Source organism: Rhizobium sp. BK377, assembly GCF_014193935.1.
In the GTDB taxonomy this organism is placed as follows: domain Bacteria; phylum Pseudomonadota; class Alphaproteobacteria; order Rhizobiales; family Rhizobiaceae; genus Rhizobium.
In genome coordinates this window covers 104,346-127,740 of the sequence record NZ_JACIAC010000006.1, presented here as the reverse complement: position 1 = coordinate 127,740, position 23,395 = coordinate 104,346, and the positions used below count along the sequence as shown (strand labels likewise).

24 protein-coding genes are annotated in these 23,395 nt (G+C 59.4%); 12 read left to right on the top strand and 12 right to left on the bottom strand.

Annotated elements, in window-relative coordinates; genetic code table 11:
- Positions 1-409: 409 nt before the first annotated feature.
- From FHT92_RS22405 to FHT92_RS22395, 3 genes are all read left to right on the top strand, one after another.
- A complete protein-coding gene (locus FHT92_RS22405; RefSeq protein WP_183829447.1) occupies positions 410-1,303 on the top strand; it encodes a LysR family transcriptional regulator in 894 nt (297 codons plus the stop codon).
- Positions 1,304-1,399: 96 nt separating this feature from the next.
- The gene (locus FHT92_RS22400) at positions 1,400-2,041 is read left to right on the top strand and encodes a DUF1007 family protein (RefSeq protein WP_183829445.1); all 642 of its coding nucleotides are present in this window, start codon (positions 1,400-1,402) and stop codon (positions 2,039-2,041) included.
- The gene (locus tag FHT92_RS22395) at positions 2,035-3,105 is read left to right on the top strand and encodes a nickel/cobalt transporter (protein WP_183829442.1); all 1,071 of its coding nucleotides are present in this window, start codon (positions 2,035-2,037) and stop codon (positions 3,103-3,105) included. Before FHT92_RS22400 ends, FHT92_RS22395 begins: the two co-directional genes overlap by 7 nt.
- Before the next feature lie 2 nt (positions 3,106-3,107).
- Here FHT92_RS22395 and FHT92_RS22390 read toward each other — a convergent pair whose 3' ends face one another.
- The 3 genes from FHT92_RS22390 to FHT92_RS22380 form a co-directional block, all read right to left on the bottom strand.
- The gene (locus tag FHT92_RS22390) at positions 3,108-3,314 is read right to left on the bottom strand and encodes a hypothetical protein (RefSeq protein ID WP_183748566.1); all 207 of its coding nucleotides are present in this window, start codon (positions 3,312-3,314) and stop codon (positions 3,108-3,110) included.
- 103 nt (positions 3,315-3,417) lie between these two features.
- Positions 3,418-4,137 carry a tellurite resistance TerB family protein gene (locus tag FHT92_RS22385; RefSeq protein ID WP_183829439.1) on the bottom strand — a complete coding sequence of 240 codons (720 nt, stop codon included), beginning with the start codon at positions 4,135-4,137 and terminating at the stop codon, positions 3,418-3,420.
- A 125-nt stretch (positions 4,138-4,262) separates the two neighbouring features.
- Complete coding sequence (locus FHT92_RS22380; RefSeq protein WP_183829436.1) at positions 4,263-4,901, bottom strand: 2-dehydro-3-deoxy-phosphogluconate aldolase; 639 nt, start codon at positions 4,899-4,901, stop codon at positions 4,263-4,265.
- Between the two features lie 152 nt (positions 4,902-5,053).
- On the opposite strand from FHT92_RS22380, the gene FHT92_RS22375 reads away from it, so the two are divergent.
- The 4 genes from FHT92_RS22375 (at position 5,054) to FHT92_RS22360 (ending at position 7,983) form a co-directional block, all read left to right on the top strand.
- Entirely contained in the window at positions 5,054-5,542 is a 489-nt protein-coding gene (locus FHT92_RS22375; RefSeq protein ID WP_183748560.1) for a CYTH domain-containing protein, read from the top strand.
- Positions 5,520-6,428 carry a CHAD domain-containing protein gene (locus tag FHT92_RS22370; RefSeq protein WP_183829433.1) on the top strand — a complete coding sequence of 303 codons (909 nt, stop codon included), beginning with the start codon at positions 5,520-5,522 and terminating at the stop codon, positions 6,426-6,428. The genes FHT92_RS22375 and FHT92_RS22370 overlap by 23 nt, the downstream gene beginning before the upstream one ends.
- A 76-nt stretch (positions 6,429-6,504) precedes the next feature.
- Positions 6,505-6,981: a VOC family protein gene (locus FHT92_RS22365; protein WP_183829430.1), complete on the top strand. Its 477-nt coding sequence runs from the start codon at positions 6,505-6,507 to the stop codon at positions 6,979-6,981.
- Positions 6,982-7,053: 72 nt separating this feature from the next.
- A complete protein-coding gene (locus FHT92_RS22360; protein ID WP_183829881.1) occupies positions 7,054-7,983 on the top strand; it encodes a rhodanese-related sulfurtransferase in 930 nt (309 codons plus the stop codon).
- A gap of 8 nt (positions 7,984-7,991) precedes the next feature.
- Here FHT92_RS22360 and FHT92_RS22355 read toward each other — a convergent pair whose 3' ends face one another.
- Complete coding sequence (locus FHT92_RS22355; protein ID WP_183829427.1) at positions 7,992-10,181, bottom strand: EAL domain-containing protein; 2,190 nt, start codon at positions 10,179-10,181, stop codon at positions 7,992-7,994.
- 195 nt (positions 10,182-10,376) lie between these two features.
- On the opposite strand from FHT92_RS22355, the gene FHT92_RS22350 reads away from it, so the two are divergent.
- Both FHT92_RS22350 and FHT92_RS22345 read left to right on the top strand, forming a co-directional pair.
- Entirely contained in the window at positions 10,377-10,847 is a 471-nt protein-coding gene (locus FHT92_RS22350) for a MarR family winged helix-turn-helix transcriptional regulator (RefSeq protein WP_183748550.1), read from the top strand.
- Positions 10,844-11,308: a hypothetical protein gene (locus FHT92_RS22345; RefSeq protein ID WP_183829424.1), complete on the top strand. Its 465-nt coding sequence runs from the start codon at positions 10,844-10,846 to the stop codon at positions 11,306-11,308. The genes FHT92_RS22350 and FHT92_RS22345 overlap by 4 nt, the downstream gene beginning before the upstream one ends.
- Before the next feature lie 39 nt (positions 11,309-11,347).
- On the opposite strand, the gene FHT92_RS22340 is transcribed toward FHT92_RS22345, so the two are convergent.
- Positions 11,348-12,721, bottom strand: a complete 1,374-nt coding sequence (locus FHT92_RS22340) for a GH1 family beta-glucosidase (RefSeq protein ID WP_183829421.1) — start codon at positions 12,719-12,721, stop codon at positions 11,348-11,350.
- A 243-nt stretch (positions 12,722-12,964) separates the two neighbouring features.
- Here FHT92_RS22340 and FHT92_RS22335 point away from each other — a divergent pair, with 243 nt between their 5' ends.
- Positions 12,965-13,369, top strand: a complete 405-nt coding sequence (locus FHT92_RS22335; RefSeq protein WP_183748544.1) for a DoxX family protein — start codon at positions 12,965-12,967, stop codon at positions 13,367-13,369.
- Positions 13,370-13,448: 79 nt separating this feature from the next.
- Here the strand turns inward: FHT92_RS22335 and FHT92_RS22330 are convergent, their stop codons facing one another.
- The 5 genes from FHT92_RS22330 to FHT92_RS22310 form a co-directional block, all read right to left on the bottom strand.
- On the bottom strand, positions 13,449-14,636 hold the full coding sequence (locus FHT92_RS22330; protein ID WP_183829418.1) for a Gfo/Idh/MocA family protein: 1,188 nt from the start codon (positions 14,634-14,636) through the stop codon (positions 13,449-13,451).
- Between the two features lie 27 nt (positions 14,637-14,663).
- A complete protein-coding gene (locus tag FHT92_RS22325) occupies positions 14,664-15,719 on the bottom strand; it encodes a sugar phosphate isomerase/epimerase family protein (RefSeq protein ID WP_007817498.1) in 1,056 nt (351 codons plus the stop codon).
- Between the two features lie 249 nt (positions 15,720-15,968).
- Positions 15,969-16,916, bottom strand: a complete 948-nt coding sequence (locus FHT92_RS22320) for a substrate-binding domain-containing protein (RefSeq protein WP_183829415.1) — start codon at positions 16,914-16,916, stop codon at positions 15,969-15,971.
- 86 nt (positions 16,917-17,002) lie between these two features.
- The gene (locus FHT92_RS22315) at positions 17,003-18,007 is read right to left on the bottom strand and encodes an ABC transporter permease (RefSeq protein WP_183748536.1); all 1,005 of its coding nucleotides are present in this window, start codon (positions 18,005-18,007) and stop codon (positions 17,003-17,005) included.
- A gap of 84 nt (positions 18,008-18,091) precedes the next feature.
- Positions 18,092-19,618 carry a sugar ABC transporter ATP-binding protein gene (locus FHT92_RS22310; protein ID WP_183748534.1) on the bottom strand — a complete coding sequence of 509 codons (1,527 nt, stop codon included), beginning with the start codon at positions 19,616-19,618 and terminating at the stop codon, positions 18,092-18,094.
- 164 nt (positions 19,619-19,782) lie between these two features.
- Between FHT92_RS22310 and FHT92_RS22305 the strand changes: the two genes are divergently transcribed.
- Both FHT92_RS22305 and FHT92_RS22300 read left to right on the top strand, forming a co-directional pair.
- Entirely contained in the window at positions 19,783-20,814 is a 1,032-nt protein-coding gene (locus FHT92_RS22305) for a LacI family DNA-binding transcriptional regulator (protein WP_113117229.1), read from the top strand.
- Positions 20,815-20,905: 91 nt separating this feature from the next.
- A complete protein-coding gene (locus tag FHT92_RS22300) occupies positions 20,906-21,292 on the top strand; it encodes an ester cyclase (protein WP_183829412.1) in 387 nt (128 codons plus the stop codon).
- Between the two features lie 21 nt (positions 21,293-21,313).
- On the opposite strand, the gene FHT92_RS22295 is transcribed toward FHT92_RS22300, so the two are convergent.
- The gene (locus FHT92_RS22295) at positions 21,314-21,934 is read right to left on the bottom strand and encodes a trans-aconitate 2-methyltransferase (protein WP_183829409.1); all 621 of its coding nucleotides are present in this window, start codon (positions 21,932-21,934) and stop codon (positions 21,314-21,316) included.
- A gap of 149 nt (positions 21,935-22,083) precedes the next feature.
- Complete coding sequence (xylA, locus tag FHT92_RS22290) at positions 22,084-23,394, bottom strand: xylose isomerase (RefSeq protein WP_183829407.1); 1,311 nt, start codon at positions 23,392-23,394, stop codon at positions 22,084-22,086.
- Position 23,395 lies beyond the last annotated feature (1 nt).

Below are 23,395 nucleotides of genomic sequence, written 5' to 3'. Positions count from 1 at the left end.
AGTGAACCAACGCCGCGGATGCGGTATAGGTTCGGCTTTGTCTGCCATGGATTGGAGGGAATATCCCTGCCGCACTTCCGGCAATGAAGGTGTGCCTCTTCAGTAACCCCCGCTGATGGAAAGCAGGGAGAGAACAAAAAGGCCCGCACCGTCGTTGCTTCAGGCGTCCTCGCATTTTCCGGTTGGCCGGAATAGCGACTGGAGGGGTTAATTCCAGGTACCTTACCGATTTCCTCACCAATTCGAGGGTTCGGCGGACACCCATGGGCACGTGCGACTTTGGGCTGAGTGGGAGATAAGAATATTTGCCTTCACAATCAAGAGAAATTTTGTCCCGCCGCCCAAAAAAATAATTGAACGATGAAGGACAATTTGTTCAACCTCCTTCAACAGATTTGGAGGACCGCCCATGGACACCCTGACCCGCATACGTGCCTTCATCGATGTCGTTGAAGCAGAAGGCTTTTCCGCCGCGGCACGTCGCACTGGGCGCTCAAAGGCGCTGCTCTCGAAATACGTGCGTGAACTGGAGGATGAGCTCGGCGCTCTACTGCTCAATCGCACCACCCGGCAATTCTCGATGACAGAGGCCGGTCATACCTATTATCGCACTGCTTCCGACATCCTGAAGGAGATCGACAACCTCGCTGATCTCGTGCGGGAGAACAATGCGCAGCTGAAGGGCCGCCTGAAGGTCTCCGTGCCGCGTACCTTCGTCGATGCCGATGTCGGCCAGTCGTTGATCGACTTCGCCAAGGAAAATCCAAACCTGCAATTGGAGATCGCCGCCGACGACCGGTTCGTCGACCTGATCGAGGAAGGCTTCGACGTCGCGGTCCGCGTGACCAAGCTCGAAGATTCCGGTATGATCGCCCGCAAGATTTCGGATTTCCGCGTCCATATCTGCGCCACACCGGAATTCCTGGAGCGGTACCCCAATATTGAGCATCCGGCCGATATCTCCAATGTGCCCTTCATCGTCGATACCAATTCCCGCAGCCAGACAAGCATCCGCTTCTACAACCCCGACAACACCTCCTTTGCGGTCGCCGTGTCCGGACCGATGGAAGTCAACAGCCCGCACGCGACGCTGCGCGCTGCGCTGTCTGGGATCGGCATTGCGCTGATTCCTGACTTCATCGCTCGCAAACCGATCGAGGATGGCAGGTTGGTGACGTTGTTCAACGACTATATTCCGACCGACCGCGGCATCTATGCTGTCTACCCGCACCGCCGCTATCTGCCGGCAAAGGTCAGGATCTTCGTGGATTACCTCCACAACTGGTTCAAGAAGCATTCCTGATAGAGGGATAGCGCGCCCAAGCGTCGCAGGACCGGTCCCAATTCCGTCCCATTTTCTGGTGAGAAATCACCCAACCGAACAGGGCAACGGGTAAGCATGAAAAGATCGACACTTTTGACGGTTGGGCTTCTTTCACTGGCCCCCGCCACCGCCTTCGCCCATCCGCATATCTTCGTGGAGGCACGGCTGGAAATCGTCGCAGCACCTGACGGCAGCATTCAGGAGCTGCGCAATGTCTGGCGTTTCGACGAGGTCTTCTCCTCTTCGGTCGTCATGGATTTCGACAAGAACACCGATCTGAAACTGGAGCCGAACGAACTCGCCGAGGTCGGCAAGACGGTCCGGGATTCGCTCGCTGACTACGATTATTATATGAACCTGACGATCAACGGGAAGAACATCACCGTTCAGAAGCCCGACATCATCCATGTCGACTACAAGGAAGGTCAGCTTCTGATGTTTTTTGCGGTCAAGCCGGTCGAAAAGATGCCGCTGAAAGGAAAGCTGTCCTTCGGCGTCTATGATCCGACGCTCTACACCTCGATCGACTTTCCGACCGACAACGAACTCGCGACAGTCGGCGACGGTTTCAAGGCTTGCAAGCGCGCCGTCGTGCGCCCGGATGCGGACCAGGTGATTTCTGAAAACAAGCAGTCGCTGACCGATGCTTTCTTCAACGATCCGACTGGTACCAATATGTCGAAACTCTTTGCCACACGGCTGGAGGTCACATGCTGACAAAACGCCTGCCGCTCGCCCTGCTCGCGTTCGCTGTCATGGTCGTGACTGTCCATGCGCAATCGCCGCTCGGTATCGGCACGGCGGAACCGAGCTTCCAGCCGACGGGTGGGCCGCTCGCGTCTCTGTTTCTCTACGTGAACTACGAGCAGCAGGCCTTTTATCGTGCGCTGACCGGCGCGCTGAAAGCCATGCGCGAAGACCCTTGGCGGCTGTCCTCGCTCATCGGCCTCTCCTTCGCCTATGGCATCTTTCATGCCGCTGGCCCCGGCCACGGCAAGGCGGTCATCTCATCCTACATGATCGCCAACGAGGTCGAGCTTCGGCGTGGCGTCGTGATCTCCTTCATCTCAGCCTTCGTCCAGGGCGTCATGGCTGTCGTACTTGTCGGCGGCGCGTGGCTAGTGCTGCGTGGCACCGGTATCACCCTGACCATGGCAACACAGGCGATGGAAATCACAAGCTTCGTGATGGTCATCCTCTTCGGTGGCTGGCTACTCTTCCGCAAGCTGCGCTCGATGGCCGGCAGGCTGCCACGCCGTCAGCTCATGGCAACGCCCGCCGGACCCGTCAGCATGATGCTGGACTGGAAGGATAATGCCGCACACCGCCAAAACCCTAATTTCAGCTTCAACGGCAAGGCGCAGGCCGTCGAGCGTGACCATACCTATATACCAGGCATGGTCTGCGAGACCTGCGGCAATTCACACTTGCCAGATCCCGCGCTGGTCAGCGGCGACAAGTTCAGCGTCCGCGAGGCGTGGTCGGCGGTAATCGCCGTGGGCTTACGGCCCTGCTCCGGCGCACTGCTGGTCATGACCTTCTCGCTGCTGAACGGGCTTTATCTCGGCGGCATGCTCTCGGTCGTCGCCATGTCGCTCGGCACCGCGATCACCGTGGCAATCCTCGCTACACTTGCCGTCACCGCCAAGAGCACGGCAGTTCGTCTCTCCGGCCGCGGCTCGTCAGCCTCCGTCTGGATCGGCAATGCGATCGAGATCCTGGGAGCAATTCTCGTGATCCTGATGGGCGTGTTGCTGCTCGGAGCCTCCCTGCAGGGATAGCCTCACGGCTTTCTGCTGCGCTGGTAGCGCGCCCGTAGCCAGAATATGCCGAAGAAACACATCAGCAGGCAGACGCCGACGATGACCGCCAATGCCGGCGAAAAGCTGCCGATCCACAGCACGATGGTCGGCAGGAAGTAGATCACCAGCCCGGCGCAAAGCAGAATGATAGCGGCGGCGATCGCCTGCGAACGGCTTTCCGGGCTCATGAATAGCTCACTCCTCTTTTCCGGGAGTGGATAGGCCAGCCGCCCCGCAAAGGCAACCGGCCCTGATGCCACTGGACCCGCAGATTGCTGCGAGTTCTCAAGATCACTGCGAGCGAGTGACCTTGGCAGAGGAAACCGTCGCTTCGATGTGATCGACCAGCTGATCGGGCAGGCCGAGCCGGCCCGCAAGCAGATCGAGATAGCCGCGTTCGGCCCGTGAATCCGGCTCTATCGTCAGGCGCGAGGCGGTGTAGAGTTCGACTTTCTGCTCCTCCGTCACCGCCGCCGCGACAAGCGCATCGATATCGGTCGGCTCCGAAAGCTCACGTTCGATGAAGCTCGCCGCCTCGCCACTGACGTCAGCGGCCTTGACCTTGTCCATGATGAGGGCGCGTTCCGCGTCGTCGATATGACCGTCAGCCTTGGCGGCAGCGATTATGGCTCGGATAAGCACAAGCACGAATTCATTGCTGGTCGCAGGTGAAGCCGACCCAAAGCCGGATTCGGCAGGCGGCGGCAGGAGGACGGGATTGTTCGCCGTTGGCGCATCGGAGGGCGCTGCGGGTGCTTGCCCAGCCTGATAGTTCTTCCAGGCTTGGTAACCGAGGCCCGCAATGGCCGCGAGACCGCCGATGGTAATGGCATTACCTGCGATGCTGCGGCCGGTCTTGGTACCGAGAAGCACGGCGGCAAGCGCGCCGGTCTTCAGGGGATTGTCCTTGGCCACTTGAATCGCATCGCCTGCCCGGTCGCGCACGCTGCCGCCCACGCCCGGCACCTGCGAGCCCAGAAACTGATCGAGTAGTTTCTTCGCGTCGAACATGTCCTCGTCTTCTCCCTGTTTAAGGCTGAAGGGGAACATAGGGTTGCGACTGTCGAAATACAAACGAGGGCGGCGCGACTACCTTGGTCATTCATTGGGCTGCGAAGCCGGCAAGCGTCGAAGACTCAGCTCTTTAGCGCGAAAGCTTCGGAGGCGAGCTTGGTGATACCTGCCCAGTCACCCGCAGCAACCAACTCCTTCGGCGCGACCCACGAACCGCCGACGCAGATGACGTTCGGCAGTGCCAGATAGTCGTTGGCATTCTTCAGCGAGATGCCGCCTGTCGGGCAAAAGAACGTGCCGGCGAGCGGCGACGACAGCGCCTTCAGATAGGCAGCACCGCCGGCCTGCTCGGCCGGGAAGAACTTCAGCACCTGATAGCCTTCTTCGCGCAAAGCCATCACTTCGCTTGCTGTCGCAGCGCCCGGCAGCAACGGCACCGGTGAATCGGCTGCGGCATCCAGAAGCTCCTGGGTCGTGCCTGGGCTGACGATGAACTTGGAGCCTGCCTGTACGGCTGCCTCCCAGTGTGCGGCATTGAGGATCGTGCCAGCGCCGACTTCCGCGCCTTCCACTTCCGCGGCGACCGCGCGCACCGCATCGAGAGCGGCCGGCGTGCGCATGGTGATCTCGATGGCTCTCAGACCGCCGGCAACGAGCGCTTTCGCGAGCAGGACGGCCGATTTCGCGTCCTCAACGATCAGGACTGGAACAACGGGCTGGAGTTTCAGGATGGAAAGGAGTCTTTCTGTCTTCTCGCCCATGGCCACGGTTCCCTTAAACGATTGAAATCGGCTTTCGAATAGCGCCCTCACGGAGGCTTGTCGAGATAAAACCAGCCCCTACGACAAGACGGGTATTAAATCACTGGAAATTGGGGTAGCGTGCCACCGATCGTCACAAAAGGTTCATTTGCATGGCGAAAGAGATCGAACGGAAGTTCCTCGTGCGCGGTGAAGCATGGCGCTCTGCCGCAGAGTCCAAATCGGTCCTGAAACAAGGCTATATCGCCTCGATGGAAGACCGCTCCGTGCGGGTTCGCATCCTTGACGAGAAGACCGCGCGGTTGACGATGAAAATCGGCCGCGGCACCCTCACCCGCGATGAATTCGAGTATGAGATCCCCGTCTCCGACGCCGAGGAGCTTTTGGAAAACGCTATCGGTGTCATCATCGAAAAGACGCGCTACCGCGTCCCCTATGAAGGTTTCGTCTGGGAGGTCGATGTCTTTGCCGGCGCCCATCGCGGCCTCGTCATCGCCGAAGTCGAGATGCGGGCCGAAACTGATAATCCTCCGCTTCCCACCTGGCTCGGCCGCGAGGTCACCGGCGATTTCCGCTATTCCAATCAGGCACTTGCCACAGAATTCGAGCACGATAGGCATGGGCTATCGCATACGGCCTGAGGCCGACTTTACCGATGAGTTCCGAAGCGCGGCCGAGGAGCAACTTTCGCGCGCCATTTCCGTTCTGGAGGAGCGGCCCGAAGGCGCCCATGAGGCGATCCACGCTTTCCGCAAGAATATGAAGCGGCTGCGTTCGCTCTATCGCCTCGTGTCCCGCGAAGTACCGGATTTTCAGAAGCGAGAGAACGGGCGGCTTAGGGACGCGGCAAAATCGCTCTCGGCCATTCGCGATGCCGCAGCAATCGTCGGTACCGGCCGCTACCTGAAGGAGAACGCTCGTAACACGGAAGAGGCAGAGGCGCTCAGCCGCATTGTTTCCATTCTGGAAGCGCGTCGCGATTGGATGGCGGAAGCCGAAAGCGGCCTCGAGCAACGGCTGCACGATACCGCCGGCACGCTGCGGGAAGCAATTGCAGCGCTCGACGATGTCGGCTTCGACAAAAGCCACCGCAAGAATGCCCGTATGCTTGCAAAAAGCTGGCGCAGGACGGCATCGCGCGCCAGGAAAGCGCTCGATGCCTGCCACGAAAACCCGGCTGCAGGAGATTTTCATGAGCTGCGCAAGCGCACCTACGATTATCGCCTCTATCACGCGCTTCTGCGCGATGTCTGGCCAAGCGCCATGAAGGCCAAGCGCGACTTCGCCAAGGACCTTGTCGAACGTCTCGGCCACATCAACGATCTCGCCGTGCTTTCAGGTCTGGTGGAGGCAGAGCCGCAGCTCTTCACCCGCAGCGACGACCTCGCCCATCTGCTGGATGCTATCATCTTCCGCCAGCAGGAGGATCGGCGCGAAGCATTGCGCAGAGCCGAAACGCTCTATGGCGATAGTCCTGACGACGAGGCACAGCGTCTGGAACTGCTCTGGGTGTCCATCCGCAATTGACGTATTTGACCTATTGACCTCAACTTTGCTTGAGGTCCTAGCCTCGGCCCTGGTCAATGAACCGATCGAGGAAAATATGTCTGCAGACAATGCCACGACGCCCCAGATTCAGGGCATCTACGAAACCCATCTCACCGTCGCTGATCTGAAGACCTCCGTACCTTTCTACCGCGATATTCTCGGCCTGGAACTCGCCGCCGAATTTCCCGAACGCCGCATTGCCTTCTTCTGGGTGAACGGCAAGAAGAACGCCATGCTCGGCCTCTGGGAAACCGGCACCGGCCCCTTGAAGATGCGTCTGCACATGGCTTTCCGCATGTCGCAGAAAGAAATAATGCACGCGCCGGCGCTGCTGATCCATAAGGGCCTGAAGCTGCACGGCTTTCACGGCGAGCCGATCACCGAACCGATCGTCATCGGCTGGGTGCCTGCGCTCTCGCTCTATTTCAACGACCCCGACGGGCATTCGATCGAATTCCTGAGCGTGCTCGACGAAGAGCCGGATGCCGCTTTCGGCATGCGGTCCTACGCGGAATGGAAAGCGCTTCGGTAAGGCGAGTTCATACGGCGCCTGACTTGCGTAATGTCATTGCGCAGGCCCAGCATATTCTGTATTTCCACGCGCATGACCGACAATGCGATCCAGACAAGCCCGTACCTCGTGGCAGCACTTTACCATTTCGTTTCGCTACCGCGTTACGAAAGCTTACAGCAGCCCTTGCAAGCGCTCTGCGAAGAGAATGGCGTAAAGGGTACGCTGCTCCTCGCCCATGAAGGTATCAACGGCACGATTGCAGGGCCGGATGCCGGCATCCGGAGCGTGCTCGCCTTCCTGCGGACCCAGCCGGAATTCGCGGCGCTGGAACATAAGGAAAGCCGCGCATCCAAGATGCCGTTCCTGCGCATGAAGGTGAAGCTTAAGAAGGAAATCGTCACCATGGGCGTCGAGAATATCGACCCCAACAACGTGGTCGGAACGTATGTCGATCCTGTTGATTGGAATGCGTTGATCTCTGATCCCGATACGATCGTCATCGACACCCGCAACGACTACGAGACGGCAATCGGCATCTTCCGCGGCGCGGTTGACCCCAAGACCAAGACCTTCCGCGAGTTCCCGGACTGGGTGCGCAACAATCCTGGCCTGCACAACAAGCCGAAGATCGCCATGTACTGCACCGGCGGCATCCGCTGCGAGAAGGCGACAGCATTCATGAAGGAACAGGGCTTCGATGAGGTCTATCACCTCAGAGGTGGCATCCTGAAATATCTTGAGGAAGTGCCGCGGGAAGAAAGCCTGTGGGACGGCGCCTGCTTCGTTTTCGACGAACGCGTTTCCGTCGAGCATGGCCTGAAGGAGGGCGAGCACAAGCTCTGCCACGCCTGCCGCAATCCGATCACGGCAGAAGAAGTCACCTCGCCCTATTACGAAGAAGGCGTTTCCTGCAGCAATTGCTACCATACGCGCAGCGAAGAAGATCGCCTGCGCTATCGTCAGCGCCAGCACCAGATCGCGCTCGCCAAGAAGCGCGGCCAGAAGCACATAGGTACATAAGGCGACGTCTAGCCGACGATCCGGCGCAGGACCCGGGCTTCGCGGCGCTCCTGCAATCGGTCATTGATGTGGTCAGCAGTCATCGGTTTGCCAAAGAAATAGCCCTGCAGGCTGTCGCAGCCAAAGAGGCGAAGCGCGACCGCCTGCTCTTCGGTCTCGATGCCCTCCGCAGTGACAGGGATATCCAATGCACGGGCAAGTGCGACCGTCGCCTGCAGCATTTCCCGCTGCCGGCTGTCGCCGATAATGTCGGTCACGAGCGAGCGGTCGATCTTGATGCGATCGAAGCCGAACTGCCGCAGGTAGCCAATCGAAGAAAAGCCGGAGCCGAAGTCGTCGAGCGCCACCTTGACGCCGAGCGACTTCAGTCGCTCGATCGATAGGCGCGTGCGCTGCGGATTCTGGATCATGTAGCCTTCGGTGATTTCCAGCGTGACGCGGCTCGCCTCGATCTCCGTCTGCTTCAGCACGTAGCGAACATAATCGGTGAAGGCCGGATTGCGGAACTGGCCCGGTGAAACATTGACCGAGATCTTCAGCTCCGGCCACTGCTTTGCCGTTTCGCAGGCCTTGCGCAGCACGAAAAGCCCGAGGGATTCGATGAGGCCGCTGGTCTCCGCGATTGGAATGAAAATTTCAGGCGAAACCGGACCATGGCCCGGCCGGTTCCAGCGCACCAGGGCCTCTACGCCGTTCATCTCATGCGTTGAAGCATCGACGAGCGGCTGGTAGGCAAGCGTCAAATCGCCGCTTTCGATCGCCATGCGCAGATCGAGCTCCAGCGCGTTGCGCTGCGCGCGATCGGTATCCATCGCCGGATCATAGAGCGTCATACGGGCGCGGCCGGCTTCCTTCGCCTTGTACATGGCAAGGTCGGCGCGGCGTACCAATTCCTCCCGGTCGATCGAACCGAGCGACGACACGGCGATGCCGATGCTGGCGCCGACCACGACGACACGACGGCCGACTTCGAGTGGCTCGGCAAGGAAATCGAGGATCTGCTCCGCAAGCTGCAATGCAGCCGCATTCTCCGCGTCCGAAAGGAAAGCAATTGCAAATTCATCACCGCCGATGCGCGCCAGCACGGCATCATCAGGGATCAATACGTCCAGTCCCGCCGCAACAGCGCGGATCAGTTGGTCGCCGGTGCCGTGCCCATAGCTGTCGTTGACTTCCTTGAAGCCGTCGAGATCGAGATAGAGCAGCAGGACGTTCCGTTTCGTCTGCCGCGCTTCCGCAACGAAGCGGTCGACGGCAAGCCCCAGGCCGTCGCGGTTGGAAAGGCCGCTCAGGCGATCTCGAAGTGCTTCTTCACGCGCGCTGTTTTCCTCCGCCTTCAGCCGCCGGCCGGCCATCCAACCGATAATGAGGAGGACGACGAAGAACAGGCCGACAAGACCAAGCGCCTGGATGACCATGGGCCTCACCTGCGCGTAACCGATATCGCCGGGCGAACGCGACTCCCAGACAAGCTTGCCGAGAACCGTGTGAGCAGGGTCTGCAATTTCCACCGAATAGGCCGCGGCAAAATCCGCAGGCACCAGTCGTAACGCATTCAGGACGTAAGTCGTGCCGAGAGCGGAGATCTTGTCCTCGTCGAGATGCCGGGCGAAAACCAGATAGCGATGCTGACCCTCGGGCATATCAAGCTCACCCGACTTCTCTCGCACAAGCGCGATACCGACAGCGGCAATGCCCCTGGCGGTCTTGATGAAACCGGTGGCCTGCGGCTTCTCCGCGGCGTCAGGTGCGCGAACCTGGTCCAGAAGCCGCCAAAGCGAGGGGGAGAAGAAATCATCTACCGGCATCTGCATTGGCAAACCGTCCTGATAGGCCATGACGGTTTTCTTCTGGTCATCAATGACGATAGCCATGTCGAAGAGAGGGCTGTTGAGGGACATCTCGCCGTAATTGCTGATTGTCCACGCCATGCCCTCCGGTGCGTAGACATTGGCAGCGGCATCATCCCAGGCGGCATAATCGTCAAGCGTCGCGGCAAGCTGATCTTCGAAGGTCTTAAGTGCGCCGACGGTGGTTTCGCGCGAACGCTCGTCGTCGAGCACATTGGCATTTTCGGAGACGCGTTCCAGCGCCGTCAAAACCATGATGGTGACAACAGCAACAATGACCGCGAAGGAAAAAAGCACGCCAGTAACCGTGGTATGGCGGCCTAAACCCGATCCATTGTTTTTTGACATCAAGACTGCCGGCAACGCACACAACTCCCAGTTCCAGAGATCTTCGCAGTCAAGGGTCAAGAAACGCTTAAAATCATGAGAACAATCGAGAATCCGGCTCAGGATTTACCCGAATGCCGCATGTTTTCGCAGATTGACAACTAGTTTCCAATAATGGTAACTAGTTTCCATAATACCTGTGGAGAACGGCACATCTTGAAGCGGACGATCGAAGCAGACCTGCTGACGGACATCATGCTGATGATCTTCCGCATCAACGGACGACTGTTGGACGGTGGCGACCGGCTCGGCGCACCGCTGAACCTCACGAGCGCCCGCTGGCAGGTGCTCGGAGCGATCTCGCTGTCTTCCGGTCATGTCGCGGTTCCCGCCATTGCGGAGATGATGGGCATGACCCGTCAGGGAGCCCAAAAGCAGGTAAACAAGCTGGAGGAAGACGGCTTCGTCGAAAGGCGGCCCAACCCGCGCCATCAGCGCTCGCCCTTCTATGTGCTGACGCCGCAGGGCGCTGAGAGTTACGCGAGGATATCAGCGCTTCATACCGGCTGGGCCAATGCGCTGGCCAGCGGACTAAACGCACCGGAATTACAGGCGGCACTCGATCTTCTGGGCAGGTTCGACCAACGGCTGGCGCTGGACGCCACGGAAAGCGAGGAACGGAAATGAAAACCTTCGTTCATGCCTGCGCGGGCACAATTGCCATGATCCTGATTGCCGGTTTTCTGACCGCAACGCTGACTTCCGAGCTTCTTCTGGATACGACCGCAATTCTTGCCGTCAAGAAAGCAATCCTTGTCGGTCTCTGTCTGTTGATCCCAGCGCTCGCAATCACTGGCGCCAACGGCTTTTCGCTCGCCCGTGGTCGCCATTCGCCGGCTATCGACAAGAAGCGCTGGCGGATGAAGATCATTGCCGCAAACGGGCTGCTGGTCCTCTTGCCCCTGGCAATCCTGCTCTACCGTCGCGCGGATGAAGGTCTGCTTGACGGTGTTTTCTACGCCATGCAGACCCTTGAACTGCTGGCCGGCCTCACTCAGTTGACGCTGCTTGCCCTCAATTTCCGCGACGGGCGGAAACTGACGAGAGGAAAACGTCTCGTAGCGGCAAAAACGTCGAACGCAATCTGAACCGGCAGGGCATCAATGCCCTGCTGAAAATGCTTAGCCTCAGACGGCCTTGTGGTTGCCCTTCGGGAACTGGCTGGCGAGCTCCCGATACCACCTGCCACTCTTCTTGACCGTACGAACCTGCGTTCCATAATCGACATGAACGAGGCCAAAACGCATGCGATAACCTTCCGCCCATTCGAAATTGTCCATCAGGCTCCAGGCAAAGTAACCGCGTATCGGATATCCGTCCTTGATCAGGTCTGCGACGACATTGAGATGGTCGCTGACATAGTCCAGGCGCATCACGTCATTGACCTCGCCGTTGGCGACATCAGTATTGTCGCAGGCGCCATTCTCGGTGATGTAGCATTCCGGAAGGTCGTAGCGGCGGTAGAGATCCTCGACGAGCAGCTTAAGGCCCGGCGAATAGACTTCCCAGCCGATATCGGTCTTCACGTCGCTGGCCGGAGGTGCTTCCACCGTCCAGGGAAAATCGCCCTTGCGGCTGGCATCGTCTGTAACGCGCTCCGGCTTGTAATAATTGAGACCCCACCAATCGAGCTTCTGGCTGATGATCTTGAGATCGCCGTCCTCGATAACGGGCATGCGGTCGCCGAGCGCCTCGACGAATTCCTTCGGGTACTCGCCCTTGAAAACCGGATCGAAGAAGGCGCCGTTGTGGAATTGATGGGCACGTTCGCCGGCGGCAAGATCGGCAGCACTATCGGAGCCCGGGATGATCGAGGAAGCGTTGAGTACCAGACCAACAGGCACATTTGGCGCTTCCGAACGGATCGCTTCGACACCGAGACCATGCGCCAGGTTCATGTAATGCATGGCGTGCAGGGCTGCCTGCATGTTGCGCTCGCCCGGCGCATGAATGCCATAGAGGTGGCTGAGCCACACGATGCACCACGGCTCGTTGAAAGTGGCGACGCTGTCGAGACGGTCGCCGAGTCGGCTCATGACCGTCTTGGCATAGCGCTGATAGGCATAGGGTGTCGAACGCGCCGTCCAGCCGCCGTCGCCGGCAAGGAGCAGCGGCAGATCCCAGTGATAGAGCGTCGCGAAGGTCTTGATGCCGCGCGCCTTGCAGCCGTCGACGAGCCGGTCGTAGAAATCGAGGCCTTTCTCATTCACCGGACCCGTGCCGTCGGGGATGATGCGCGGCCAGGCGATCGAGAATCGATAGGCATCGACGCCCATATCCTTGATAAGATCGAGGTCCTGCTCCAGCCGGTTGTAGTGGTCGCAGGCAACATCGCCGTTATCGCGGTTATGGACGCGGCCGGGCATGTTGCAGAAGGCATCCCAGATGGACGGCTTGCGGCCATCGGCCTTGCTGGCGCCTTCGATCTGGAAGGCCGCGGTGGCAACACCAAACGTGAAATCGCCGGGAAAGCGGTCGGCAAGCGTTTTCGGATCGATCATCTGTATATCCCATTTCTCAGGTTGTGGACTGACCGTTTACGCGGGGTTTAGCCAAGCCTGCCGGCAAAGTACAGGCCGGCAGAAGGAAAAACTGCAACGTTGCAGGAAGAATGACCAAACAGCCGCGAGCCTGCCGCAGAACCCTGTACTGAACGGTCATAACGCCAATGTCAGCAGTCGTGATTTGCTGTCGCGACTGTGATCCTTACGCGGGAAAGAGCATCACAATATGAAAGGAAACGAATGCTCTCGTCGATCCATCTGCTGCAGCCGCATCTCCTGAGCCTGCTGCGCATCGTCTCGTCCCTCGTGCTTTTCAGCTACGGAACGCAGAAGATCCTGCACTTCCCCGCTGCGGCGAGCGTGCCGCCCGTCGGATCGCTTTCGTGGGTTGCCGGCCTCCTCGAACTCACACTCGGCTTTCTGGTGCTGATCGGCTTCCAGACCCGTATCGCCGCCTTCGTGCTTTCCGGCCTGATGGCCTTCGCCTATTTCATCGGTCACGCATCGAAGAGCTTCTTCCCAGCACAGAATGGGGGTGTCGCCGCCATCCTGTTCTGCTTCGTCTTCCTCTATCTGGTCGCCGCCGGCGCGGGCACCTTCAGCGTCGATAATCTGCTAAAGCGCGGCCGCACCGCTGCTGCCTGATCACTTCGAATAAAAAACGCCGGGGCGATATCGAATCGTCCCGGCGTTTTTGATCATATGGGCTTGATCGGCGCGTAACTCAGACCTTGACCCAAGCGCCGTTGCGCTTGGACGAAGCCACGCAGGCCTCGACGAAGGCGACACCCTTCACACCGTCATCAACGGTCGGGTAAACCACAGCCTTGTCGACCGCTTTGCCTTTCTTGTGCGCGTTGATGGCGTGGGCAGCTTCCGTATAGATCGTCGCGAAAGCTTCGAGATAACCTTCCGGATGGCCGGACGGAACGCGGGAAACGCGCGCTGCGGCAGCACCGGAGCCGGCACCATTGCGGGTGATCAGCCGCTTGGATTCACCGAACGGCGTGTACCAGAGATAGTTCGGATCGGCCTGAACCCATTCGATACCGCCCTTGGTGCCGTAAACGCGCACCTTGAGGCCGTTCTCATGACCCGGCGCCACCTGGCTGCACCAGAGCATGCCCTTGGCGGGCTTTTCCGAACTCTTGGCCTTGAAGCGCAGCATCACATGGGCGTTGTCATCGAGACGGCGCCCCGGCACAAAGCTGTCGAGATCGGCAGCAAGGCTGTCGAGTTCGAGACCCGTGATGAAGGACGCAAGGTTATAGGCGTGCGTGCCGATATCGCCGGTCGAGCCGCCGACACCCGACTGCGCCGGGTCGGTGCGCCATGCGGCCTGCTTCTGGCCGGACTGTTCGATCGCTTCGGTCAGCCAGTCCTGGGGATACTCGGCCTGAACGATACGGATATCGCCGAGCTCGCCATTGGCGATCATTTCGCGCGCCTGACGAACCATCGGATAGCCCGTGTAATTATGCGTCAGGATGAAGAGCGCACCGCTCTCGTCGGCAACCTTCTTCAGCTTCTTGGCATCGGCAAGGTTTGATGTCAGCGGCTTGTCGCAGATGACATGGATGCCGCGGCGCAGGAATTCCTTGGCAGCGTCATAATGCACGTGGTTCGGCGTCACGATCGAAACGGCTTCGATGCCGTTCTTCAGCTTCGCTTCGCGGATCGCCATTTCCCGGTAGCTGGAATAGGTGCGCGACGGATCGAGACCGAGATCGCGACCGGACTGGGCAGCCTTTTCCGGCGTCGACGACAGCGCGCCGGCGATCAGGTCGTACTGATCGTCGATACGCGCTGCGATACGGTGGACTGCACCGATGAAGGCCCCTGCCCCGCCGCCGACCATGCCAAGCCGGATGCGCGGCTCACGGGCCTGTTCGGATGATGCTTCGATTGCCATAATATTCTCCTCGAAATCCTGATCAGGTTACGACAGACCCAGCATGCGCCGGTTGGCCGCCTGATCGGTGCCGCCGGCAGCGAAGTCGTCAAAGGCCTTTTCGGTGACGCGGATGATATGGGCCGCAACGAATTCAGCGCCTTCACGCGCACCGTCTTCCGGATGCTTCAGCGCGCATTCCCACTCGACTACGGCCCAGCCGTCGAAATTGTTGGCGGTCATCTTCGAGAAAACGGCGCCGAAATCGACCTGACCGTCGCCCAGCGAGCGGAAGCGGCCGGCGCGCTCGACCCAGCCCTGATAGCCGCCGTAGACGCCCTGACGTCCGGTCGGATTGAACTCCGCATCCTTGACGTGGAACATCTTGATGCGATCTTTGTAGATGTCGATGTTGTCGAGATAGTCGAGGCACTGCAGCACGTAGTGCGAGGGGTCGTAGAGCATGTTGGCGCGCGGATGGTTGCCGACGCGCTCCAGGAACATCTCGTAGGTGATGCCGTCGTGCAGGTCTTCGCCCGGATGGATTTCGTAGCAAACGTCAATGCCGTTTTCGTCGGCATGGTCGAGGATCGGCTTCCAGCGGCGGGCAAGCTCGTCAAAAGCGGTTTCGACGAGACCGGCCGGGCGCTGCGGCCAGGGATAGATGAAGGGCCAGGCAAGCGCGCCCGAGAAGGTCGCATGCGCCTTGAGGCCGAGATGCTTGGAAGCCGTCAGCGCATACTTGACCTGCTGCACGGCCCATTCCTGACGCGCCTTCGGGTTGCCGCGCACTTCGGGTGCTGCAAAACCATCGAAGGCTTCGTCATAGGCCGGGTGGACGGCAACGAGCTGGCCCTGCAAATGGGTGGAAAGTTCGGTGACTTCGACGCCGTTTTCACGCGCCTTGCCTGCGAACTCATCGCAGTAATCCTTGGATGTCGCCGCCTTCTTGAGGTCGATGAGCTGGCTTGCCCAGGTCGGAACCTGCACGCCCTTGTAGCCGATATCGGCCGCCCATTTGGTGATCGCGTCCCATGAATTGAAAGGGGCGGTATCGCCAGCGAACTGTCCGAGGAACAGGCCCGGTCCCTTGATCGTCTTCATGTCAGTTTCCTCCCTGAATATCGATCGTAAACGTTTTCGAGAAATCTTAGCGCGCCGTTCGATAAAGAAAAGGCGCCTCCCCGCCAATGCGAGAGATTTAAGCGGTTGGGCCAAAATCAACGCGGCCTGGACCTAATCACGCCCGCCGCTGATCGGCAAGAGGTACGTGCCGCATTTTGGCTTCAACTTATCCGAAGGCATGAAAAATGCGCCCATCCTTTCGAATGGGCGCATGCAGAAAGACTGATATCAGAACGGAGAATCCGGGAAGTAGAAGTTCTTGGCATTATCCTTGGTGACGAGCGTGGCGTCGAGGATGTAGTTGCCGTGAACCGGAACCTGATCGTAGAGCGCAGCAGCGGTCAGCTCCATGGCCGTACCGACCATCGCCGGCGGATAGAGAACGTCGACCGGGATCAGCTTGTCGCCATCCATGACCTTCTTGACCATGTCCTTGGAGCCGGCACCGGCAACGACATACTGGATGTCGGTGCGCTTGGCCTGCTCGATGGCCTGGAGAACGCCAACGGCCATGTCATCGTCCTGGCACCATACGACGTCGATCTTCGGATACTTCGTCAGATAGTCCTGCATGACCTTGAAGGCATCGTCACGGTTCCAGTTGCCGTACTGGCGGTCGAGAACCTTGACCTTGGAGCCGGCAATACCCTTGTCGAAGCCATCCTGGCGCTGCTGATCGATCGGGATCGGCAGACCTCGAATAACGACGACCTGAGCTTCCGGGGTCTTTTCGGCAATGTACTTGCCCGCGACTTCGCCGAGTGCCGGGTTGTTGCCGGCGACATAGAGGTCACGCACGGAATTGTCGTTGTTCGACGGCGCACGGTCGACGAGCGCGACGAACTTGCCCTTGCCCTTGACTTCCTTGATGGCGTTGACGAGCGGATCCGGATCCGACGGCAGGATGACGAGCGCATCGATGCCCTGCGTATCGAGGTCCTGCACGGCGTTTGCCTGCGTTGCGGCATCCGGCGAGGTCTTGACGATGACATTCAGGCCCGGATGTTCGGCCATCAGCTTCTTGGCAATGCGCTCGGCGTGAAACACGACGCCCGACGTCCAGCCATGGTCGGCTGCCGGAATGGACACGCCGATCGTATAATTCTTGTCCTGGGCGTAGGCTGCGCCGGCAAAAGCCACCCCCGCAACCGCCAGCCCCAATATGAGTTTGCGCATGCTATTTCCTCCCAAAATATCAGGGACTTATTCAATCCGGGCCGGGTGCCCTGGATAGCCCGGCCAATCCGAGAAGCAGGCCTGTCTTACGATTTGCGCACCAGCGACCGCTGCACCAGCATGGCGATGATGATGATCGCGCCCTGGATCGCACCAATGAGATATTCGCTGATGAAGTTCGAAAGCAGCATGATGTTGCCGACGAGCTCAAGAATGAAGGCGCCGCAGATCGTGCCCCAGACACGGCCCGCACCGCCCTTCAGAGCCGTGCCGCCGACAACGACAGCCGTGATTGCCTGCAGCTCCCACAGAATGCCCGTCGTTGCCGAAGTCGAGCCGAGACGCGGCACATAGAGCAGAACGGCGATCGCCACGCAGAGTCCCTGAATGACGAAGGCGATTGTGCGCACCCGATTGACTGCGACGCCGGAATAGCGGGCAACATCGCTGTTCGAACCGACTGCCACGACGTGACGGCCATAGCGCGTGCGGTAGAGAATGAAAGCGGCAATGGCGGTAACGACCAGGATAACGACGATCGGCACCGGGACACCGAAAATACTGCCGAAATAGGCTGGCCGATAAAGCGTCTGAATATCAGCCGAACGCAACGTGATTGCTCCGCCCTGCGACAGCCACGTCGTCAGACCGCGATAAATGCCCATCGTCCCGAGCGTCGCGATGAAGGGCTCGATCTTGCCGACCGTCGTGATGAGGCCGTTTGCGAGACCGCAAAGCGCACCGGCGACCACGGCGAAGACGACGGCAGCAGTCAGCATCAGCACCGGATCGGCAATGATGCCGGAATTGATGAGCAGGATCATCAGGCTGGCGACGAAGGCCACCATGGAGCCCACGGAAAGGTCGAGGTCGCCTGCCGAGATAACGAAGGTCGCACCGACGGCGATGATGGCAATGAAGGCGCAGCGCGTCGCGACATTCGTAAGATTGGTAATGCCGATGAAATTCGGATTGACCAGTGCGCCCACGATGAGGAGCAAGGCCAGTGCGGCGAAGGGGGCAACCGCGCGCAGATCGACGTCACGCCAGGATCTGCGCCGGATCTCCCTGGTCTCCTCGTTAACACTCATGTCCAAAACCAACCTCCCGTCCCATGACTGCTGGGCATCTTGTTTGTCTCGCGCGCGGTCCGCTCGCGTAGCGCCTCGCCGACATCAGGCAGCCGCTTGACGCTTCAGCCCCGCGGCGTAACGCATGATTTCCTGTTCGGAAATTTCATCCCCTTCGAGGATGCCGACGATCCGGCCTTCGCGCATCACGGCAACCCGCGTGCAGAGCCCTATCACTTCGGGCATTTCCGAGGACACGACGATGATCGACCGCCCGTCGCGGGCGAGCGCCGAGATGAAATGATAGATCTGCTGCTTGGTGCCGACATCGATGCCGCGCGTCGGCTCATCGATGATGATGATCTGCGGTTCGGTCTCCATGACCTTGGCGAGAAGAAGCTTCTGCTGGTTGCCACCCGACATGCGGCCGGCAATGATATTGCCGTCGCGTACGCGGATGTCGAAGCGCCGCTTGGCCTTGGCAAGCGCTGCCGCTTCGCTGTTCGGGCTCAGATAACCATGGCTGACATGGCGTTCGAGCGATTGCAGCGTCAGGTTGGCGATCATGCCCGAACCAAGCAGCAGCCCTTTGGACTTGCGGTCCTTGGTCATATAGGCGAGGCCGGCGCGATTGGCGGCACGCGCATCACCCGAAGACACGCTTTCGCCGTGGATGACGACCTCGCCGGAAAGGCGCGAACGTAGGCCGGCGATCGCCTCCATCAGCTCGGTACGACCCGAACCGATAAGTCCGGAAAATCCGATCACCTCGCCCTTACGCACTTCGAAGCTCGCATCCTGCACGTAGCCGGTCGAAACCGAACTGACGCGAAGCACGACTTCCTCGTCGACATTGGGCTCGACCTTGGCCGGATAGAGGCTCGAAAGCTCGCGGCCGACCATGAGCTGCGCAATGGATTCACCATCCAGCATGGAGGTCGGAGCCGTCTTCACCCACTGGCCATCGCGAAGGACTGTGACCCTGTCGGTCAGCTCCATGACCTCGTCAAGCTTATGGGAAACGAAGACGAAACTGGTGCCCTGATCGCGCAGCTTACGTACCTGCTTGAAGAGCATATTGATTTCCTCGCGCGACAAAACGGCGGTCGGCTCGTCCATGAAGACAACGCGGGCATCGCGGCTGATTGCCTTGGCAATCTCGACCATCTGCTTGTCGGCGATCGACAGCGAACTGATCATCGCATTCTCGTCGACATGCGAACCGAGCACATCCAACACGCGACGCGTCTCCGAGCGCATGTATTTGCGGTCGAGCACTCCGAAATGCGTGACCTCGCGACCGAGGAACAGGCTCTCGGTGACCGTCAGATGTTCAGCAAGATTGAATTCCTGATGAATGATGACAATGCCGAGCGCTTCGGCTGCGCCGTTCGGAGGCAGCACCACTGGCTCGCCGTCGAGCAGGATCTCGCCGGAGGTCGGCTGCTCGAAGCCGGAGAGAATCTTGACGAGAGTGGATTTTCCGGCGCCATTTTCGCCCATTAGCGCGTGGATTTCACCGGCACGGAGATCGAAGTTGACGCTGAAGAGAACCTGCACGCCGCTGAAAGACTTGCAAATGCGCCTAGCGGACAACACCACCGGTGCAATCTCTGCAGTATCCACGGTCATGATTTCCTCCTGCGGCTCCCATCCGCTTATGTGGGCATATGTAAACCTTTACATCAGCCATGTAAAGGTTTACATCGTGGATTTACACAGATCTGTTGCGCGGTGAATTTGACCTCCCGACAAGTCTGTGTAGTGTGCGGCGAAGACAGCCCAAGGCAGACCACGTGTCGAATTCCACGCCCGCTACAATCGAAGACGTCGCTCGGATCGCCGAGGTTTCCATCGCGACGGTATCGCGGGCGATCCACATGCCCGAAAAGGTGGCCAATTCGACGCGCCTGAAGGTCAACCAGGCGATCGCCATCACCGGCTATACGACGAATGCCATGGCGCGCAGCCTGCGGCTCGGTCGTTCCAACATGATCCTGGTCGTGGCGCCCGATATCGGCGACCCCAACTTTTCCAATATCCTCATCGGCCTGGAAAACGAGGCGCGGGCCCATGGCTACGGCGTGCTGATCGGCCATACGCAAAATGATGCGCAACGCGGCCTGGAATATCTGAAATTCTTCAATTCCAACCAGGCTGCAGGCCTGATCCTCTTTACCGGCATCCTGCCCTTCGGCCATCAGATGGTGACGGCGCAGCTGCCGCCGAGCGTCGGCGTCTTCGAACCCGTCTTCAATGGTGGCATCCCCTATGTCGGCGTCGACGATATTGAAGGCGCGAGGAAAGCCGTCGACCTGCTTCTGGCGGAGGGACACCGCAAGATCGCCTTCATCGGCGACTCCCGCACCCGCCTCGCCTACAGCCGCCGCCGGCAGGGCTATGACGCCGGCCTGGACGCCGCCGGCGTGCCGAAAGACACGCGTATCGTGCTGGAAGGCGATGGCACGATCGAAAGCGGCCGCCATGCCGTGGAGCAGCTTTTCATGCGCGACACGCTGCCGACTGCCTTCATGTGCGTCAACGACCAGACAGCGATCGGCGTAATGATCGGCTTGAACGCCCGCGGCTACAATATCCCGCAGGATTTTTCGGTCACCGGCTTCGATGACGTGCCGCAAGCCGTTTTCATGAGCCCCTCGTTGACGACCATTCGCCAGCCGCGCACGGCAATCGGCAAACAGGCCATGGCGCTGCTCTTGGAACTTCTCTCCGACGGCCGCCCGGCCGAGACGGAAATCCTGCTGCGACCGGATCTTGTGGTGCGCAATTCTGTTTCGGCGCCGCCGCGCAACTGGCAGAAGCGATAGCATCGAAGCCTCGACAACCATCCGCCATTGCCTGATCTCCGCCCCGTTCTAGTTTGCCGGCAGAATCCTCTGCGAAGACGGGACAACCGAAATGACACGGAACGAACTGGCTGACAGATACCGAAGCTACATTGCTTGCCTGAACAAACAGGACTGGGCAAATTTGAGAAATTTCGTCCACGACGAGGTTCGCTACAATGGCAAGCACATCGGCATCCTCGGCTATCGGGAAATGCTGGAAGGTGATTTTCGCGCCATTCCCGATCTCTTCTTCGATATCCAACTGCTGATCTGCGAGCCGCCACATGTGGCGAGCCGTTTGCAGTTCGACTGCACACCGAAGGGCGAACTTTTCGGTCTTCCCGTCAACGGCAGGAGAGTGCAGTTCGCCGAAAACGTCTTCTACGGGTTTCTGGATGGAAAGATCGAGAATGTCTGGTCGGTTATAGACAAGGCAGCCATCGAGGCCCAGCTTTGAAAGGCGGAATTTCCTCTCCGATCATGCAATCCGCTTGAACGTAGTGAATTGAAATCTCTGCACGCTATGCCAGGGTGTCGAGTGATCGTGGCGGCGGCTGTCGATCAGCTCGAAATCTGGTCCGAGGAGTTCTGCCAGACTGTCGGAGCTATGGCGCGCAACCGGCAAGCCGCTGCACTTGTCCGGCCCATCGAGGGCAAAAGTCCCCATGATCAGATGCCCCCCCATTTTCAACGCACGTTTCAGCCGCTCGATATAGGCTGCTTGCTGAGCCGCATCGGTCAGGAAATGAAAGGCTGCTCGATCGTGCCAGACATCATAGGCCTGAGGTGGCTCCCAAAGCGTGGCATCAACAGCGATCCACTTGACCTCCTCACCTTTGACGCCAAGACGCTTTCGCGCCGTATCGAGGGCCGCCGACGAAAGATCGAGCACCGTCACATCGCCAAACCCTTCGGCAAGAAGGCTATCGATCAGTCTTGAAGCTCCGCCGCCCACATCGATGATCGCGTCGGATCGTTTTGCCTTAACGAGATGGATCAGTTCGAGAGAAGGCGCCGGGCTTTCCTGAAACCAGCTGACATCGGTTTCGCTCTTGGTCGAATAGACGTTTTCCCAATGCAGCTTGCGATCGTCAGTCATGAAACGCTCCAAACGTTTTCTCCACCGCTCGTGATGGCATGCCAGATTTCCGACGGCCCGACCAGCACAACCGGCCGTCCCCCGTCTCCGCACAACGAAAAAGCCGGGAAGCTTTTGCTCCCCGGCTTTCAGAAAGATCAGACCGGCAATCAAACGTAGCGGTTGACGATGTTTTCGAGCAGTTCCTGCTTGCCGGACTTCGGCTGCGGATTGATATCCTTGCTTTCGACCCACTGCGTGATTTCTTCCAGCGAATATTCGCCGCGGAAGAGCTTCTGTCCTTCAGCCGAATTCCAGCCGGCATAGCGGTCTGCGAGCGGCTGCGACAGAGCCTTGTCTTCGAGCATCTTGGCAGCAGCCTTCAGGCCGCGGGCGCAGCAATCCATGCCGCCGATATGGCCGATCAGCAGGTCTGCCGGATCAAGTGACTGACGGCGCAGCTTCGAATCGAAGTTTGTACCGCCCGTCTTGAAGCCGCCGCCCGCCAGAACGTAGTAATAGGCCAGAGCCATTTCCGGAACGTTGTTCGGGAACTGGTCCGTATCCCAGCCGGACTGGTAATCGTTGCGGTTCATGTCGATCGAGCCGAAGATACCGAGCGCGTTGGCAAGCGCCAGCTCGTGCTCGAAGGAGTGGCCGGCAAGGATCGCATGGCCCTGCTCGATGTTGAGCTTCACTTCGTTTTCGAGGCCGTGCTTCTTGAGGAAGCCATAGACCGTCGCAACGTCGTAGTCGTACTGGTGCTTGGTCGGCTCCTGCGGCTTCGGCTCGATGAGGATCGTGCCCTTGTAGCCGATCTTGTGCTTGTATTCGACAACGAGGTTGAGGAAGCGGCCGAGCTGGTCGAGCTCGCGGCCGATATCAGTGTTGAGCAGGGTTTCATAGCCTTCGCGGCCACCCCACAGAACGTAATTTTCGCCGCCGAGCTTCTGCGTGGCGTCGATGCAGGTCTTGACCGTCGCAGCAGCGAAAGCGAAGACATCCGGATCCGGGTTGGTCGCAGCACCCGACATGTAGCGACGATTCGAGAAGAGGTTCGCCGTGCCCCAGAGCAGCTTCGTGCCGGTGGCGGCCTGCTTTTCGGCGAAATAGTCGACGATCTCGTTCAGGTTCCTGGTGTTTTCGGCAAAGTTCTTGCCTTCCGGGCGCACGTCGGCGTCATGGAAGCAGTAGTAGGGCGCGCCGAGCAGCGAGAAAAATTCGAAGGCGACGTCAGCCTTGAGCTTGGCAGCTTTCATCGTGTCTTCGAACCACGGACGCAGGAAGGTCTGACCGCCGAAGGGGTCGCCGCCCGGCCAGGTGAACGTGTGCCAGTAGGCGACTGCGAAGCGCAGATGGTCTTCCATGCGCTTGCCGAGAACGATCTCATCAGGCTGGTAGTAACGGAAAGCCAGCGGGTTGGTGCTGTCTGGGCCTTCGTACTTCACTTTCTGAATGTCGCCAAAAAATCCGGTGCTCATT